This is a genomic window from Streptomyces sp. NBC_00080, from assembly GCF_045041255.1.
GTDB lineage: Bacteria > Actinomycetota > Actinomycetes > Streptomycetales > Streptomycetaceae > Streptomyces > Streptomyces coriariae.
Genome location: NZ_CP108235.1, coordinates 242,197 through 258,877 on the forward strand (window position 1 = coordinate 242,197; position 16,681 = coordinate 258,877).

General features: G+C 70.1%; 12 protein-coding genes and 3 pseudogenes. 5 read left to right on the plus strand and 10 right to left on the minus strand.

Translation table 11 applies throughout. The annotated features are described in order from the left end of the window. Positions 1-30 precede the first annotated feature (30 nt). The 5 genes from OHU34_RS01190 to OHU34_RS01210 all read right to left on the minus strand — a co-directional run bounded on the left by OHU34_RS01190 (position 31) and on the right by OHU34_RS01210 (position 3,989). A complete protein-coding gene (locus tag OHU34_RS01190) occupies positions 31-1,287 on the minus strand; it encodes an MFS transporter (RefSeq protein ID WP_405764128.1) in 1,257 nt (418 codons plus the stop codon). A 26-nt stretch (positions 1,288-1,313) separates the two neighbouring features. Further along, a complete protein-coding gene (locus OHU34_RS01195; RefSeq protein ID WP_142270877.1) occupies positions 1,314-1,661 on the minus strand; it encodes a cyclophilin-like fold protein in 348 nt (115 codons plus the stop codon). A gap of 173 nt (positions 1,662-1,834) precedes the next feature. Then, complete coding sequence (locus tag OHU34_RS01200) at positions 1,835-2,518, minus strand: SDR family oxidoreductase (protein WP_142270878.1); 684 nt, start codon at positions 2,516-2,518, stop codon at positions 1,835-1,837. A gap of 15 nt (positions 2,519-2,533) precedes the next feature. Continuing rightward, positions 2,534-2,944, minus strand: a complete 411-nt coding sequence (locus OHU34_RS01205) for a cupin domain-containing protein (protein ID WP_405764129.1) — start codon at positions 2,942-2,944, stop codon at positions 2,534-2,536. A 28-nt stretch (positions 2,945-2,972) separates the two neighbouring features. Continuing rightward, positions 2,973-3,989: a zinc-dependent alcohol dehydrogenase family protein gene (locus OHU34_RS01210; protein ID WP_405764130.1), complete on the minus strand. Its 1,017-nt coding sequence runs from the start codon at positions 3,987-3,989 to the stop codon at positions 2,973-2,975. Positions 3,990-4,202: 213 nt separating this feature from the next. Here OHU34_RS01210 and OHU34_RS01215 point away from each other — a divergent pair, with 213 nt between their 5' ends. After that, positions 4,203-5,087, plus strand: coding sequence for a helix-turn-helix domain-containing protein (locus tag OHU34_RS01215; RefSeq protein WP_142270881.1), 885 nt, complete (start codon positions 4,203-4,205; stop codon positions 5,085-5,087). A gap of 58 nt (positions 5,088-5,145) precedes the next feature. On the opposite strand, the gene OHU34_RS01220 is transcribed toward OHU34_RS01215, so the two are convergent. Further along, a complete protein-coding gene (locus tag OHU34_RS01220) occupies positions 5,146-5,664 on the minus strand; it encodes a hypothetical protein (protein WP_405764132.1) in 519 nt (172 codons plus the stop codon). A gap of 418 nt (positions 5,665-6,082) precedes the next feature. Between OHU34_RS01220 and OHU34_RS01225 the strand changes: the two genes are divergently transcribed. Next, entirely contained in the window at positions 6,083-6,667 is a 585-nt protein-coding gene (locus tag OHU34_RS01225; protein WP_405764134.1) for a class I SAM-dependent methyltransferase, read from the plus strand. A gap of 394 nt (positions 6,668-7,061) precedes the next feature. Here OHU34_RS01225 and OHU34_RS01230 read toward each other — a convergent pair whose 3' ends face one another. Then, a complete protein-coding gene (locus OHU34_RS01230) occupies positions 7,062-7,625 on the minus strand; it encodes a tellurite resistance TerB family protein (RefSeq protein ID WP_142270882.1) in 564 nt (187 codons plus the stop codon). Between the two features lie 96 nt (positions 7,626-7,721). Here OHU34_RS01230 and OHU34_RS01235 point away from each other — a divergent pair. Together OHU34_RS01235 and OHU34_RS01240 are read left to right on the plus strand one after the other, a co-directional pair. After that, positions 7,722-8,230, plus strand: a pseudogene (locus OHU34_RS01235) (M20/M25/M40 family metallo-hydrolase); the annotation flags it as partial. Between the two features lie 171 nt (positions 8,231-8,401). Next, on the plus strand, positions 8,402-8,545 hold the full coding sequence (locus OHU34_RS01240; RefSeq protein WP_230193546.1) for a hypothetical protein: 144 nt from the start codon (positions 8,402-8,404) through the stop codon (positions 8,543-8,545). A 101-nt stretch (positions 8,546-8,646) separates the two neighbouring features. On the opposite strand, the pseudogene OHU34_RS01245 reads toward OHU34_RS01240, so the two are convergent. Continuing rightward, a pseudogene (locus OHU34_RS01245) lies at positions 8,647-9,456 on the minus strand (IS5 family transposase). A gap of 765 nt (positions 9,457-10,221) precedes the next feature. On the opposite strand from OHU34_RS01245, the pseudogene OHU34_RS01250 reads away from it, so the two are divergent. After that, a pseudogene (locus tag OHU34_RS01250) lies at positions 10,222-11,748 on the plus strand (DNA polymerase III subunit alpha); the annotation flags it as partial. Positions 11,749-12,062: 314 nt separating this feature from the next. Here OHU34_RS01250 and OHU34_RS01255 read toward each other — a convergent pair. Further along, positions 12,063-14,219, minus strand: coding sequence for an ABC transporter ATP-binding protein (locus tag OHU34_RS01255; protein WP_405764135.1), 2,157 nt, complete (start codon positions 14,217-14,219; stop codon positions 12,063-12,065). Then, the gene (locus tag OHU34_RS01260) at positions 14,216-16,630 is read right to left on the minus strand and encodes an MMPL family transporter (protein WP_142270892.1); all 2,415 of its coding nucleotides are present in this window, start codon (positions 16,628-16,630) and stop codon (positions 14,216-14,218) included. The genes OHU34_RS01255 and OHU34_RS01260 overlap by 4 nt, the downstream gene beginning before the upstream one ends. Positions 16,631-16,681 lie beyond the last annotated feature (51 nt).

A 16,681-nucleotide genomic window follows, 5' to 3' on the forward strand; every position in this document is an offset into this window, starting at 1 on the left:
GACATCTGGGGGGACGGATGGTGACGTGCGTCAGTGCCTGGAGGACGCCGGTGCCCTCTCGTCGCCTTGTACGGGGGCCAGGGTGGTGCGCTGGGCGACAATCCGGGCCTGGCGCCGGGTGCCGGTGAGGGCGAGGGCGATGAGCGGCAGGAGGGTGAGGGTGGCGGAGACGGCGCCGACCAGGGCCGGTCCGGTCAGGCCGAGGGAGGAGTCCAGGGCCGTTGCGGCAAGGGCGGAGCCGGCGGCGATGCCGGTGTTGTAGGCAGAGGTGGTCAGCGCCGAAGTCAGGGTGGGGGCGTCGCCGGCGAAACGGACGGCGAGAGAGGTGACAACCGGGTTGACGGTGAACCCGGCCAGCGCCATCAGGAAGACCAGGGCCACGGCGGTGACCGGGCCGGTCGACAGCGGGATCAGCAGGAACAGGGCCAGGGCGGTTACGACGGCGGCGGTGATGGTGGTGGCCATCGGATAACGGTCGCCGAGCCAGCCGCCAAGGGCGGTGCCGCCCAGGGCGCCGAGCCCGAAGACGATCAGGACCAGCGGGACGGCCCCGGCCGGGATACCGGCGCGGTCGGTCAGCAGCGGGGTGATGTAGGTGTAGGTGGCCAGGACCCCGCCCATGATCAGGACGGCGGCGGCCAGCGCCAGCCACAGCCGGCCCTGCCGCAGGGCACCGACCTCGGCCCGGACCGACACCTCGGCCCGCTGCTGCGTGGCGGGGATGAACCGGCCGACGAACACCGCCGCGAGCGCGGCCAGGAGGGCCAGGGCCCAGAAGGGGCCGCGCCAGCCGGTGTACTGGCCGACGAAGGAGCCAACCGGCACGCCGACGACGTTGGCCAGGGTCAGACCGCCCATCATGACGCCCACCGCGCGAGTGGCGCGGGTGGGGCCGGCGGCGGTGGTGACGATGACGAAGCCGACGGCCCAGAACGCGCCGGTGGCCAGCGCGGTGATCACCCGGGCGGCCAGGACGACGGTGAAGGAGGAACTGAGCGCGGCGACGACGTGCCCGAGGGCGAAGACCGCGAGGGCCGCGACGAGGGTCAGGCGGCGGGGCAGGCGCAGGGTGGTCAGGGCCATGGTCGGCCCGCCGACGATCATGCCGATCGCGAAGGCGGTGATCAGCAGGCCGGCGTGGGAGACGCTGGTGCCGAGGTCACCGGCGATCTCGGGGAGCAGTCCGGCGATGACGAACTCGGTGGTGCCCATCAGGAACGTGCCGGCGGCGAGCACCCACACGACGAGGGGCAGCTTGCCCGCTCGGGTGCTGGCTGCGGAAGGCATAGGGGTACTTCTCTTCCTCTGGGGGGTCAGGAGGCGGCTTCGATGGTGATGCGTGTCGCGCTGCCGAGCTGGTCGGCGCTGACGTCGAGGTGGCCGAGGATGAGCAGGTCGGCGGAAGGCGCGGGCCCGTCCTGGTAGAAGAGGGCCAGGTTGCCCCAGGGGGCGTAGTAGGCGATGTCACCGACCTTGGCCGCGACCGGTGCGGGGGCGTTCTCGGTGGTCAGCTTGCGCGGCAGATCGGCGACCCGCTCCGTGGCGTGGAAGTCCTCCAGGTCCAAGGTGAGCGGGAGCAGCTCGGCGAAGTCGCGGGCGGCGGAGCTGTCGTTCAGGGCCGCGTCGACGGGCCGGCCGTCGAGGGTGACGCGGATGTCCATCGGAGTACTCCTGTCTGATCCGGACGGGCCCACCGACGCCGAAGCCGGGGCGGAGGACGAGGCGGAGGTCGTGGCGGGGGCCTGTTCGGGTGAGTCCTTCGAGCAGGCGGTCGCGCCCAGTAGCAGCGTGCCGGTGGCGGCGGTGGCGGTCAGGGCCCGGCGAAGGGCGAGGGTCAGGGGGTGCCGTCCTGCGGGTCGGGCATGGGCTCGGCGTAGTGGCGGAAGCCGCCACGGTCGGTGTGCAGGCCGTACAGCAGCTCAGCCAGCGCCTCGGGGCTTGAGCGCTCGGCGTCCGGGCGGATCGCGCCGGGCACGATGAGCTGGGCTGCGTGGATGTTCTCGTCGGCGAGCGCGGTGTGGAGCATCGCCACGTAGGCGCTCTCGGCGGCGAACGCGATCGAGGTGCCGGCCACCTGCGGGTTCGGGCGGACGGCGCTGCCGCCGTTGACGAACAGCAGCGTGCCCCGGCCCAGCTCCCGCATCCCGGGCAGAACCGCGTTCACGCAGGTGAGCGGGCCTTTGACGGAGAAGCCCAGCGGGTCGTCCAGGTCGGCGGCACCGGTGTCCAGGACCGGCTTCATGAAGTCGCCGCGGGGCACGGGGCTGAACTGGAGGATCTCGATCGGTCCCAGTGTGTCGGCGGCCTCTTGCAGGGCCGCGGTGAGGGAGGCGGGGTCGAGGACGTCGGCGGTGAATCCGCGGGCGTGGACGTCGTCCCGGTCCAGCTCGGCCACCAGGTTGTCCTGGTGCTGGACGCTGCGCGAGAGAAGGGCGACGCGGTGGCCGGCGGCGCCGAAGCGGCGGGCGGCGGCCAGACCCAGGCCCGGCCCGGCGCCGACGAGGGCGAAGGTGGTCACGGTGGTTCTCCTCGTTCAGTCGGTGGCCGGGGCGGCGGTGTACTCGTCGTCGGTGACCGGGTTCAGCCAGTGCACGACGGCGTGGTCGTCGTCGCCCTCGTTGATGGCCACGTGGACCATCAGCCGGTTCGGAGCGGCACCGTGCCAGTGCTCCTCATCGGCCTCGAACAGCACACGATCGCCGGGCCGGATGACCTCCACCGGGCCGCCACGGCGCTGGCACAGGCCGACGCCCTCGGTGACGAAGACGGTCTGACCCAGCGGGTGGCGGTGCCAGTGGGTGCGGGCCCCGGGCATGAAGTGGACCAGGTTGGCGGTGACCCGGGACGGTGCGGGGGCGGCGGCGACGGCGTCGATGTAGACGTCGCCGATGAACCAGTCGGCCGGGCCCTTGGCGGTGTCGACCGAGCTGCGGGTGATCTGCACGGAGTGCTCCTTGCGCGGTGGAGGCAGGTCAGGGCTTGAGGAGGGTCTTGATGGCGCGGCGCTCGTCCATCGCCCGGTAGCCCTCGGCGACCTGGTCCAGGGGCAGGGTGAGGTCGAAGACCTTGCCCGGGTCGATCCGGCCCTCCATGACGCGGTTGACCAAGTCGGGCAGGTAGCGGCGCACGGGGGCAGGGCCGCCACGCAAGCCGACGTGGGAGAAGAACAGCTCCTGCCCGTCGACGGCGACCTCGTGCGGGACGCCGACGAAGCCGACGTTGCCGCCGGGCCGTGCGGAGTGCAGGGCCTGGCTCATGGACTGGGCGGTCCCGACGCACTCCAGCACGCTGTCGGCGCCGATGCCGCCGGTCAGTTCCTTGACTTCCTCGACTCCCGCGTCGCCGCGTTCGGTGACGATGTCGGTGGCGCCGAACTCCCGGGCGAGCTTCTGCCGGCTCTCGTGGCGGGACATGGCGATGATCCGCTCCGCGCCCATCTCCTTCGCCGCGATCACGGCGCACAGGCCGACCGCGCCGTCGCCGACCACCACGGCGGTCGAGCCGGGCCTCACCTCGGCGGCATCCGCGGCCCACCAGCCGGTGCCCATGACATCGGAGACGGCCAGCAGCCCCGGCCAGAACTCCTCGCCCGGCACCTCCTCGGTGGCGACCAGGGTGCCCTGAGCGTTCGGGATGCGCACGTAGTCGGCCTGGCAGGTAGACATGAACTCGCGGTGCAGGCAGTTGGACTGGAAGCCGTTTCGGCAGTTCGCGCAGGTGTTGTCGGAGGTGGCGAAGGAGCCGACCACGAACTGCCCCGGCTTCACCGAGGTGACCTCGGAGCCGACCTCCTCCACGAAGCCGACGTACTCGTGGCCCATCGGATGCGGGTCGCCGATCGGCTCCGCACCCCGGTAGGGCCACAGATCGGACCCGCAGACGCAGGTGACGGCCGTACGGATGATCGCGTCGCTGGGGTGGAGCAGCTTCGGGTCCTCCAGGGACTCGAAACGGATGTCGCCGGGGGCGTAGATCATTGCTCCGCGCATGAGAGAGCTTCCTTCGCGTGCCGAGGCGTATGACTCCCGGGTGCCGGGGCCGTCGCCGAGTGCAGGGTCAGATGCCAGATCCCGTCGTGATGACCGGGCGAAAAGCACCACGTCATCCAGGTAACCCGCTCTTGGCACGGGGAGCGAGACACCATCAAAGGGTGTACTGCCGGTACATCCCTATGGACGCGGGCGGGACGTACCGTCGAAGGCGTGGACAACCAAGCAGAGGTCCGCGAGTTCCTGACCTCGCGGCGAGCCAAGATCACTCCCGAGCAGGCCGGCCTGCCCTCCGGGAGCCGCCGACGGGTACCGGGCCTGCGTCGCAGCGAGGTCGCCGCGCTCGCCGATGTCAGCGTGGAGTACTACGCCAAGCTGGAGCGCGGCAACCTCGCCGGTGTCTCCCCGGCCGTCCTCGAAGCTGTCGCGTGCGCCCTCCGGCTCGACGACGCCGAACGAGCCCACCTGCTGAACCTGGCGCAGGCCGCCGACGGCTCCGACGCCCTAATCCGCCCGCGGCGCCGCGCCGCGCAGTGGAAGGCGCACCGCAGCCTGCAGTGGGTCCTGGACGCCGTCACCGCCGGCCCGGCCTTCGTCCGCAACGGCCGCATGGACCTACTGGCCGTCAACCAGCTCGCCCGGGCCTTCTACGACGACGTCTACGCCACGACCGGCAACCAGGCCAACCTGGCCCGATTCCAGTTCCTCGACCCCGCCTCCCGGCGCTTCTACCTCGACTGGGACCAGGCCGCCGACGTCGCCGTGGCCATCCTGCGCACCGAAGCCGGCCGCAACCCCCACGACAAGGACCTCCACGACCTCGTCGGCGAGCTGTCCACCCGCAGCGACGAGTTCCGCACCCGCTGGGGCGCCCACAACGTCCGCCACCACGGCACCGGCACCAAACGCTTCCACCATCACACCGTCGGCGACCTCACCCTCGCCTACGAGGGCCTTGAGATGGCCGCCGCACCCGGTCTCACCCTCACTGTCTACACCGCCGAACCCGGCTCGGCCCACGAAGAGGGACTGCGCCTCCTCGCCTCCTGGGCCGCCACTCAGAACGTCGGCTCGCCCGCGGAGCAGGACGCCGACTGACCACCACCTGGAGCGGGGGCACCCGGGCGGGTGCCGCCGCTCGGCGTTGACGCCGGGGTCAGGGCCGGCGCCTCCGGCGGGCGAGGTCGGGCACCAGGGCCCGGGCGGCCACCTGCTGCTCCAGGGCGGCCTTGGTCTCCTTGAGCTTGCTGTTCTCAATCTCCAGGACGTGGACGATCCGGGCCAGGAGCTGCGCCTGCCCGCGCAGGTCGTCGCGTTCGGCGCGGCGGCGGGCCAGGTCCTGCTGCTGCTTGACCGCGCGGGCCCGCGCGGAGTCAGGCAGTACGTCGGGGACGGGGGTGCGGGCCTTGACCAGGGCGTAGAACAGGTCCTTGAGGCCGGTGTGCCTGTGGGTGAGCTTGTTGCGGCGCAGTCCGGCTTCGGTGGCCAGGGAGACGATGGTCAGCTTGCCGTCGGAGTGCAGCGGTGCGCCGATCAGCAGGCGCACCATGGCGTCGGTGATGGCTCTGACCTCCGCGGCGTCCTCGGTGTCGGCGTGGGCGAGGGCGTCGCCGACGAGCTGGGCCAGCGCCGCGCCGTCGCGCGGGCCGGGCACGGCTGCGGCGGGCGTGTTCAAGCACCAGGCGGCGCGCCCACCCCCGGGAAGGGGTGGGCGCGCCGCCGATCTGTCAGGTCTGCCGCAGCCACTGCGCGGTATAACCCGCAAGCAGGCTGCATGACCACCGCAGGGTAGTGCCCTCAACGCCAACAGAAGAGCTCCACGTGCTGGGTCAGTGGCACAGACCGGAACACGGTCTGAACACCTCGCCCCTCACCACCGCAAAGGACACCATCATGAGCGAATTTGCTGGCATCGCCCCCTACTACGCCGCCTATCGGCCCGGCATCCCCGAGGCAGCCGTCCGCCTACTCAGCCAGACGGTCACCCGCAAGCGGCACCCGATCCTCCTCGATCTCGGATCGGGAACGGGGCAGGTGCCGCCGCCCTGCACGCCGCCTTCGCCGAGATCGACGTCGTCGAACGGGATCCGGGCATGCTCGCGGAAGCCGACAAAACCCTGGCCGGGATGCCCAACACGACGATCCGTCTGCACAACAAGCCAGCCGCGGTGTTCGTCCCGCCCTACGCCGACTGGGCCGCCGACATGGTCACCATCTGCCGCGCGTTCCACTGGATGGACCAGCCGGCGGTGCTGTCCCTGCTAGACGGCTGCACGGCCAAGGACGCCACGGTCGTCGTCATGGGGGACGGCAGCCTCTGGACGGCCCGTTCGGCATGGACGGACGCCCTGCGGGCCCTGATCCAGGAGTGCACCGGCAGCGAACGCCGGGCAGGCAAGGACAAGATCTACGCAGTTCACGACCGTCCCTATCGGGAGATCCTCGCCGAGTCCGCGTTCACCGAAGTCGAGGAACACACCATTCTCGTCGCGCGGCACTGGACCGTGCAGACGGTCATCGGCTACCTGTACTCGACGTCCTTCGCTTCCCGTCCCCTGTTCGGCAACCGGCTGAACGAGTTCGAGGAGCGGGCCCGTGCCCTGCTGGGCGAACACACCGACGCGGGTGTCCTGATCGACCACGCGCGCTTCGATCTCCCGATCGGCCGCCGCCCTTGACCTCTGCGACGCTTACGGGCGGGGCCCCCGGTCATGTCCGCGGCCGGCCTCAACTCGCTCCCCAGAGGTTCGCCATGCCGATTCCAGCCCCACTCACCCGCAAACGAACTGCACACAGAGGTGGCGGGCTTGGCGAAGTCGCGGACCAGCGGGCCCGGTTCGCTGCGCCGGGCCACTCTGAGCTGCGCACCGCCCTGCTCGAGGGATATGGCCGGTCTCTGTCCGATGCCGAGGAGTGCGCACTCGCGGCGTTCGCCGCAGCCGACGCGGCCAGTGCTGGCTTTCCAGGTGACATGGCAGGCAGGGTTAAATGCCGCGCTCGGGCCCGCTCCAGCGGCAGTCGACGCACTCCCCCTGCGTCGGCGACCGCTTCCCTGTCAGAGCTGTCGAGCTGTCAGAGCTGGAACTCCGCGGGGTTCAGCCCCAGTGCCGCGCAGGCCTCCTGGAGGACCATTTGCTCCGCCTGTGAGAAGTGCCCGTCGGCGCCGGCAATGACGATGCCGGTCTGGATCACCGCGCGGGCCTCGGTCGGCTTCTTGGCGGCCTTGGCGATGTCCTGCATCACCTCGGCCTTCCCCTGCGGGAAGTTACGGGTGAGCTGTTCCACGTGCTTGTGGAAGCGCTGACGCAGCTGCTCCGGCGGGAAGTTCTGCAGCACCTCGTTGCTGAGGATCATCGACTCCATCTGCTGCATCTCGGACGCGTCCACATGGCCGTCCGCCGCCGCGACCAGCGCGCACATCGCCATGCTCGCGTCCCGGTAGGCACCGCTCTTCAGCTCGGTCTTGATCGAGCCGAGCTGGTTCTTCAGCAGGCCGACCAGCTGGGCGCGGGATCCACCGTGCGAGCCCGTGCGCGAACCGCTCTGCGAACCATGCCCCCCGGTCGTGCCGCGCCCGCCCTGCGCCTGCTGCTGCAAGCTCTTGGCCTGGTCCTTGAGCCGGTCGAACAGTGCCACTGCCATCACCTCGGTACTCGTCTGATCGATCTCACCCCGGAAACGGCCTCGCCCCGGAAAAGGTTCCACAGCGGGCCCCGGCAGGGATTGCCCTCCATGACCTCCACCGCGGCCCGTACCGCGCTGGACCTCACCGCCGACCTCCCGGTCCCACCTGGAGGACCTCTACCGGGCCCTGCACCGCCACCCCGAGCTCTCCGGCCAGGCTAACCGCACGGCCGCGCAGTTCGCCGAACGGCTGGGGAAGGCGGGGTGCGACACCGCCCAGGGGCATCGGCGGCACCGAAGTCGCCGGGGTGCCGCAACGGGGACGGGCTCGTGGTCCTGCTGCGCGCCGACATGGACGCGCTGCCGGTCCAGGAGGCGACCGGACTGCCGTACGCCTCCGAGACCCCCGGCGTGATGCCCGCCTGCGGACACGACCTGCACGTGACCTGGCTGACCGGCGCGGCCCAGGCGCTGGCGGCGGGGCGGGACGCCTGGTCCGGGACGCTGGTGGTGGTCGGGCAGCCCGCGAAGAGACCGGCGGCGGGACGGCGGCGATGATGGCGGACGGGCTGTACGGGCGCGCGCCGCGACCCAACGTGCTCGGGCAGCATGCGGCCGAAGCTCGCCCGCCCATCGACGACCACCTCAACGACGGATCCCGGCACAGCAGCGAAGCCAGCACATTCATCCTGCCGGGCCGCACTCCCGGGCGCCCTCGCAACCCCGCGTGACTGGCCGACAAACTCAAGCGCTGCAGCCTGCCCACCCGCGCAGCCCGGAACACCGCCATGGTGCAAGCGCTAGCCGACCTGCCACCGGTGCTGATCTCCGACCTGATCGGCATCCAGCCGAGAACAGCGGAACGCTTCGCAGCCTTGGCCGGCGAGAACTGGTCCGACTACGTGGCCGGTCGCCATCCTGCCCGCGCCTGAGGATCACGGGAGGGCGAGGCACACACGGCGGGGGGCTTCACGCTGGCGTGTCGGACAGTTCCAGTCTCAGACGATCAAGTTCGAAGGGGCCATTACTGTCCCTAACAAAGCCGTTGGACGTGGCGGTGGGTGATCAGGCAGACGGCGAGTCCGAGGAAGGCTTCGTAGATGTCGTCGCGTCGTTCCCAGCGGATGCGCAGGCGGCGGAAGCCGTGGAGCCAGGCGATCGTGCGCTCGACGACGTAGCGGAAGATGCCCAGGCCGGTGCCGTGAGGCTCGCCTCGCTTCGCGATCACGGGGCGGATCCCGCGCTGCCAGAGCAGGCGACGGTACTTGTCGTGGTCGTAGCCACGGTTGGCCAGCAGCGCGTCGGCGCGGTCTGCCGGCCCGGCCCGCGACGGCCGGAATCTTGTCCAGCAGCGGCTCGAGTTGGGTGACGTCGTTGCGGTTTCCGCCGGTCAGCGACACCGCGAGCGGGATGCCCTGCCCGTCGACGATGAGGTGGTGCTTGCTGCCCGGACGTGCGCGGTCGACCGGGCTGGGTCCGCTTTTGGGCCCCGCCGGGCCGCGCGGACATGCGAGGAGTCGATCACCGCCCTCGACCAATCCAGCCGGTCCTTCGACCGCAAATTCTCCAGCAGCAGCACATGCAGCTGATCCCAGACGCCGGCCTCGTTCCAGGCAGCCAGGCGCCGCCAACAGGTCATCCCCGAGCCGAAGCCCAGCTCCTGGGGCAGGTACTCCCACTGGATGCCGGTATGCAGGACGAACAGGATCCCGCACAGCGCCTGGCGGTCCGGCACCCGAGGTCTGCCCTCGACCAGCTTCCGCGCCGGCTCGGGCAGCAACGGCTCGATGAGTGACCAGAGTTCATCCGACACGATCCACGGTCGCGACTGGCGTTTCCCCACGACCAGACCAACGAGCAGACAAGCCAACAGTCACATGATCAACAGCTTTTGTTAGAGCCAGTAAGTCGTTCCACCAAGACGTACCAGCTCACGGTCCTGCCCCTCCCATAGCGAGGCGGCCCGCCGCCTCGTGCAGCAACCCGCCCTCGTGTCCATGATCCGGACGCTACCTCGCGGGCCCCGACGGACAACTTCGATGCTCAGTTCTTCGGGATCCGAGGGCTGAGCGCTCTGCATCGGAGCGGCGGGTGGGCCCCTGCGGTGGCGCCGAGCGAGGGTCTGCTCCGAGTGGCTGCCCCCGATCGGCCTGCGAGCGGCTGGTTATGTCGGCTCACCTGTCCGGCAGAACGAAGAAGACTTCGGAGAACGCGAGGCGGTGCCGGTCGGTGACTAGTACTCCAGCCGGACTTCGGTGTATGTCCTGGTCAACGGCTTGAGCGTGGGGATTTTAGCTGGATGGTGCCGGGTGAGGGGCGGGTTCGCCCGGCCTGTCCCGCGAACGAGTTCCAGGACATCGGCCAGCCGGTGCTGTACGGGATCGGCGTAGCGGACTGCGTTCGTTTGGACCTCACCCCGGCCGAGATCCGCCGTCTACTGGCAACTACCCGCCGGCATCCTGCTCGACAGGGCATACCGCTCCCCGCCGTCCAGCCGGCGACCGTCGACGGGCCGCAGGAGCCGGGCCGCGTGACCACGCCGTGTGTAGTGACAGCGGCGTGAGCGGGCCTGGTGTCGACGGCGCCATCTCGACCAGTTCGTCGCATGGTTGAAGACCTCGGCCTGCTCAAGCTCGACGTGCTGGGCGTGCGGATGCAGTCGGCGATGGCGTACGCGGTCGCCGAGATCCGCCGCACGACGGGCCGCGCGCTCGACCTGGACAATCCCGACCACGTCGACCTCAACGACCCGCGGGCCTTCGAGATGATCCGGGCCTCCGACACCATCGGTCTCTTCCAGCTCGAGAGCCCTGGCCAGCAGGACCTGGCGGGCCGCCTCCAGCTCCGGCACATGCAGGACGTCGTCGCCGACATCAGCCTCTTCCGCCCGGGGCCTGTGCAGGGCGGCATGCCCGCGCTCTACATCGCCCTGGCCGACCCCGACCGGCTGCCGAAGGTCGAGACCTGGTTCCGCCGCACGGCCGGCCAACGCGGCTACACCAAGGACGTCCTGGACGAGGTGTGGGAGATCGTCTCCTCCTTCGGCGCGTGCGGCTTCTGCCGCGCCCACGCGGTCGCCTTCGCCGTCCCCGCCCTCCAGTCCGTCTACCTGAAGGCGCACTTCCCGGCGTATCTGTACGCAGGGCTGCTGGAGCACGATCCGGGGATGTGGCCGCGCCGGGTCATCGTCGCCGACGCCCGCCGCCACGGCGTGCCCGTCCTGCCCGTCGACGTCAACCACTCCCACGCCCAGCACAGCGTCGAGCAGACCGAACAGGGCTGGGCGGTGCGGCTCGCCTTCTCCACCATCAAGGGCATCAACGAGGCGGAGACCGCCCCCCTGGTGGCCGCGCAGCCCCACACCGGGCTTCAGGACCTGTGGCTGCGGGCCCGCCCGTCGCTGCCGCTCGCGCAGCGCCTGATCCGCATCGGCGCCCTCGAGGCCCTCCCCCCCGGCCTGACCCGGCGGGACCTGCTGCTGCAGGCCACCGAACTGCACCGGCAGTCCCGCAACCGCACCACCACCGACGGGCAACTGCCGCTGGGCGGCGAACTGGTGACCGCCGAGCCGAGCGGGCTGCCGGACATGACCAGCCGCGACAAGCTCGGCGCCGAACTCGACACCCTCTCCATCGACGTGAGCCGGCACCTGATGGAGCACCCCCACCGGCTGCTGCGAGAGCTCGGCGCGACCGACGCCGCCCACCTGCGCCGCATGGTGCCCGGGCAGAAGGTTCTCGTCGCAGGCGTGCGGGCCTCCACACAGACCCCGCCGATCCCGTCCGGCAAGCGCGTCATCTTCACCACGCTCGAGGACGGCTCCGGCCTGGTCGACATCGCCTTCTTCGAAGACTCCCACGAAGCCTGCGCACACACCGTGTTCCACTCCGGCCTGCTGCTGGTGCGAGGCACCGTCGAGGCCCGCGGCCCGCGCCGCACCGTCGTCGGCGAGATGGCCTGGGACCTGGACGAGGTGGCCGCCGCCCGCCGCGACCACGGCCCCCAGGCCGCCCTCGACCTCCTCGGCCAGACCGGCCCGGCCCCCACCCCGGCCCAGCCGGCCACGCCCCAGCGCACGCTCGCCGACGGCACCGCCGGGGCCCGGCTTCACCCCTATGCCGATCAAAGTGGGTAGGTTCCCGGATTCTCGAAGGGGTTTCAGCAGCAACCCGCTGGCCCTTGGCGTAGATGAGGGGCTGTCTGCGACGGGTTCGACCTTCGTAGCTCGCTGGCCAACAAACTCTTGGCAGACCAGAGCAGGTTGGTCGGACGGCTGTTGCGCACAATGGCGCCGGTTCTGCGGCAGCACCGGTACGCGATGTCGTACGCGAGCAGTGGCAGCGCCTCCGTACCGAAGGGACCGGCGCCGACCGACAACGCTCCGCCTACCGGCAGCGCTCCAGTGCGCATGACGTCGTCGCCTACGCCGTCTCTACCAACTGCCTTTTATTAGGTCGGCGGCGGTGAAGGGCGGACGTGCGGTGGGCTTCCGGCTTCCTGGCCGGGGCGGCAGAGCGCGCGGCCGCGTCGCCGCACGGCACCGCCCGCCTCGAGGATCGTCTGGCGCATGGCGGTGACACCGGCCGGGCTGGTCCTGTCCTGCAAGCGCTCTTCGCCCGCTTCAGCGCACTCCATGCCGACCGGGAGCGGAGCCGATAGGTTCCTGCCGTCGAGTGCGGGCGGGGTGATGACGACGGTGTGATGAGCGTGGCGGACGGACGACAGGCGGTGGGTGGCCATGACCACCGCACGCGTCTTGGCGAGATGGTTCAAGGCGCCCATTACTCGCTGTTCGCCAGCGTCGTCCAGCTGGGACGTCGGCTCGTCGAGCAGGAAGACTACGGCGTCGCTGAGAAGCGCGCGAGCCAGCACCAGGCGTTGGCGCTGGCCTCCGGACAGATCCCGGCCGCGACCCAGGTGCGTGTCGAGTGTCTGGGGAAGCTGCCGGACGGCTTCGCGCAGTCCCACTGTTTCCAATGTCTCCCACAGGTCCTGTTCACGGATTGGGCGGTCTCGGCCCATCTGCAGGTTTTCCCGGATCGTGCCCTCCAGCACACTGGCGTTCTGGTCGACGTAGGCGATGTGGCGGCGCAGATCCGGAAGCCGCCAAGCACTGATGTCCTGTCCCAGGATCCGGATGCACCCTTCGTCGGCTTCGATGAAGCGGCTGATCAGGGCGAAGACCGTCGATTTCCCGGCTCCGGAAGGCCCGATGAGGGCGGTGAGACCGGTGCGGGGGACGATGAAGGACTGATTGAGGAGCGTGGGCGTCGCCCCTGCATAGGTGAAGCTGACGCGTTGGAAGCTCACGGCCTCCTGACATGTGGCGATTGCCGGACGGACAGAGCTCTGCGGTGGTCCGGCGGGTTCGGTCATGAGCCCGAGGAGGAACGTGAGGCGGGCTCGTGCGGCACGTCCTGCGCGGAGCTGTCCGATACCTAGTACGGCAACGGTGATCGGCGAGGTGAGATACAGCAGGAGGAAGAAGAAGGCGCTGAAGGTGGCGCTCGGCAGTTCACCGGCGGTGATTTGCTGGGATGCGACGACGGTGACGGCAACCACGGCCACCTGCTGTCCCAGTGCTACCAAGGGACCCATCAGCGACTGAAGGCGGGCAGCGGTGGTCGATGTGGTGCTCACGCGGGCTGCGGTGTGTCCGAGCCGTTCGGCCGCCATGGCCTCGTGACGGTACGCCTTGATGGGTGTGAATGCGGCCAAGGTGGCGAACAACCGCTGCCCGAGGTCTGCAAGGGCGGCTTGCTGGGCGGTGGCCGCGCGCCTGGTCCGCACGATGACGCCGACCAGTGGCACCCCAGCGGCGGCGAACGCGCCCAGGGTTAGCAGGGTCAGCGTAGGGTCCAGCCAGGCCATGGTGGTGAGGGTGGCGGCCGTACCGAGCGCCGCGACTGGGAGATGGACCAGCGCGGCCTCCGCCCAGGCGCGTACGAGCGAGCAGTCGGACGTGATGCGGGCTGTGATGTCACCGGCTCCCTGTGCCTGGAGGGAAGCCAGTGGCAGCCTCATCACGTGGTCGATGATCCGGCGTCGTAGCCGCAGCACGACCTCCTCGCCGGCCCGGGCGAGCAGCCAGCCGCTTCCTGCCTGGCACCCGGCGGCGGCCAGGGCCAGGGCACTGAGCCAGAGCACCGGTCCTCCGACCGCCTCACGGCGGGTGAGGGCGGCGGTCGTGCCCATGATCACCCAGGGTAAAATCAGCCCCGCCCCCGTCGAGCACCATGCCAGGGCTGTGGCGAGGAACAGAAGGGCCCGGCTGCCCCGCGACAGCTCAGCCAGAGACAGATGGGCTCGGACGCCGAATGCGGCAACCGGCCGGGGCCCCAAGACGCCTGTCTTGGATGCGCTGCGGACCATGCGACGGCCTCCGTGCGCAGCCCACCTGGACCGCCTACTGCCGCGGCCAGTGACTCCTTCGTCCGGACATGCTGCCAGCTCTGCGGCAGGGAGCGTCAGGGAGAAGAGCGTGCGCCAGAGGAGCCCCTTGCCACGGGTCTTCCTGACAACCTGTGGACAGCCAGGGTCAGTTCCTGGATCCACAGCCGTAGGGCAACGTTGAGGAAGGCGTCGCCTGAGGATCCAGGTCCTCATTGTTGTCCGGCCGTGTGCCGACCCGCTTCGCAGATCTCATCCGCACCGCGGTGATCGATGCCTTCCAGACTCACCGTTGCCGCTGCGCCGCGGCGGCGCAGTGTGGGCGACCACCAGTTGGCCCGTCCGGCCAGCTGCATGACGGCGGGGACGAGGACGCCGCGGACTACGGTGGCGTCCAGTACAACGACCGCCGCCATGGTCGCACCGAGCACCACCAGGAGGGTGACCCGGGAGAGCACCAGCGCTCCCATGCTGACGGCAACGACCAGTGCAGCGGCGGTGAACAGTCTGCCTGTGCGCTCGATCCCGAACACGATGGAGTCGGTGTTCTCGCGGGTGCGCTGCCATTCCTCGGCCATCCGGGCGATGAGGAAGACCTCGTAGTCCACGCAGAGACCGAAGGCGAGAGCGCTCGCCAGCAGTGGCATGGTGATCTCCAACGACGGGTCGCCCCCGCCAGCTGGCGGTCCGAGGAGACCCAGGTCCTGGAAGAACAGGACCATCAGACCGAGTGCGGCGGTGATACTCAGGCCACCGAGTACAGCAGCTTTCACCGCCACGACCAGGCTCCTGGTGAATGCGAGTAGGCCGAGGAGGGTGCCACCCAGCATCAGTCCCGCCCACCAGGGCAGTGCGATGCGAATCTGCGACGCTGTGTCGGCGAGTTGGGCGGGGACACCCGCGACATAGGCCGGTCCGGGTGCCGACGTGGCGCGCAGTTTGTTGAGTAGAGCGGCCGTGGACGCGGACTGGGGCTGCTTTGCGGCGAAGACCACCAGCAGCGTTCCGGTCCCGTGTGGCAGGTCGGTCTGGCGGGCCTTGACGAGCCGCCCCTTGGCGTAGTCACCTGCCAGAGTGCTCACCCCGGCCTGGCCCGGCAGTTCAGCCAGACGGCGGGCGTAGGCGTCCAGGTCCGCCGAGCGCGCCCCCGGGTCGGTCTTCGGCAGTACGACGGTCAGCTGCCGCTCGGGTGGGTTCGGGAAGTCCGCGCGGACGCGGTCGGCGACCGCGTGTGCCTCCACCTGGGCTGGCAGGATGGATTCGTCCATCAACGCCGGCCGCAACCAGATGGCCGGTAGCGCCAGGGTCAGGAGCGTGGCCGCTCCCATCCCCGACCAGAGCAGCGGCCGTCCGGTCACCGCCACGGCGATGCGGCGCCAGGTCGGGCTGACCGATACCTGCAGAGGCGACCGCCGCCAGGGCAGCCAGCGGAAAGGGTCGAACCGCTCCAGCCGGTCGCCGAGAGCTCCGAGCAGGGCGGGAAGAACGAGCAGTGTAGTGATCACGCAGGACACGACGACGACGATCGAGGCGAGGGCCAGCGAGCGGACCAGGCCCAGCGGGAAGACGAGGAGAGCCGCCATGCACCAGATCATGGTGACCGCACAGAACATCACCGAACGGCCGGCCGTGCGGATCGCTCCGACGACCGCCTCCTCGCCGCCGAGCCCCCGGGCCCGTTCTTCGCGGTACCGGGACAGCGTGAACAGGCCGTAGTCCACGGCCAGTCCGAAGCCGAGCGCGACGCTCAAGTTGGCGGCGAACACCGACACGGGGAAGACCCGGGTAGCGGCGGCCAGAGCCGCGAGCGACCCGGTCACGGCCAGTCCGCCGATGAGCACGGGCACCAATGTGGCACCGAGGGAACCGAAAGCCAGTACGAGCACAGCCGTGATGAACGGCAGGGCCAACAACTCAGAGCGAAGCAAGTCGTGCTGCGCCTGCGTCGTGCCTTGCACGTTGATCCAACTCGGCCCGGTGGCCGATAGTGCCAAGCGGGGGGCCGCTGCGCGAAGGGCGGGCACGAGAGTGCTGGCCGTCCTGGCTTCCTGTGACTCGTCTCCCTCCAGGTCGATCCGCAGCAGGGCGCCTTTGCCGTCCGCCGAACGGAGGGGCTCGAGCCCGGTGGTCCAGTACGACAGCGCCGAGCGGACTCCGGGTGACCGCTGGGCCAGTTCTGTCACCTGACGGCCTTGTGCGGCGACGTCTGGGGAGACGACCGCCCGTCCCGGCCGGGCGTACAACACCAGGTCTGCTGTGCCGGCGCCGAACTTTCGTGCCATATGCTCTGCACGTTCAGCCGCCGTGTCCTCGGCGGTGTAGCCCCCATTGGACCAGCGGATTCCGGTACCGAAGCCGAGCGCGGCGCACGCCACGATCAGCAAGACCGCCAGACTCAGTACCGACCGGCGATGCCGGAACGACCAACGTGCCAGCTCACCCAAGGCATTGGTCAGCACCCGGGAACCGTCCTTGCAGTGGCGGAACCGTGAAAGGCGACAAGGCAGACGGATCGGCCATGGCTGGTCGATTGAATCGCCGGCTTCGGGAACCACGCGATTGCGGACACGCCACTGCTGGAGAGCGTCTCCCTGCTGGGCATCATCATGACGAAGTTCCTTAGCCATCGATCGGGTAGTGGGGCGCCCGTTTGTGCAGTTTCAGGCGGCTCAGCGGAC

Coding starts and splice junctions, on each gene's coding strand:
- OHU34_RS01240 (WP_230193546.1), top strand. CDS start 8,402: ATGGTGCAAGCGCTAGCCGACCTGCCACCGGTGCTGATCTCCGACCTG.
- OHU34_RS01260 (WP_142270892.1), bottom strand. CDS start 16,630: ATGGCTAAGGAACTTCGTCATGATGATGCCCAGCAGGGAGACGCTCTC.
- OHU34_RS01225 (WP_405764134.1), top strand. CDS start 6,083: ATGCTCGCGGAAGCCGACAAAACCCTGGCCGGGATGCCCAACACGACG.
- OHU34_RS01255 (WP_405764135.1), bottom strand. CDS start 14,219: ATGAGGACCTGGATCCTCAGGCGACGCCTTCCTCAACGTTGCCCTACG.
- OHU34_RS01190 (WP_405764128.1), bottom strand. CDS start 1,287: ATGCCTTCCGCAGCCAGCACCCGAGCGGGCAAGCTGCCCCTCGTCGTG.
- OHU34_RS01195 (WP_142270877.1), bottom strand. CDS start 1,661: ATGGACATCCGCGTCACCCTCGACGGCCGGCCCGTCGACGCGGCCCTG.
- OHU34_RS01210 (WP_405764130.1), bottom strand. CDS start 3,989: ATGCGCGGAGCAATGATCTACGCCCCCGGCGACATCCGTTTCGAGTCC.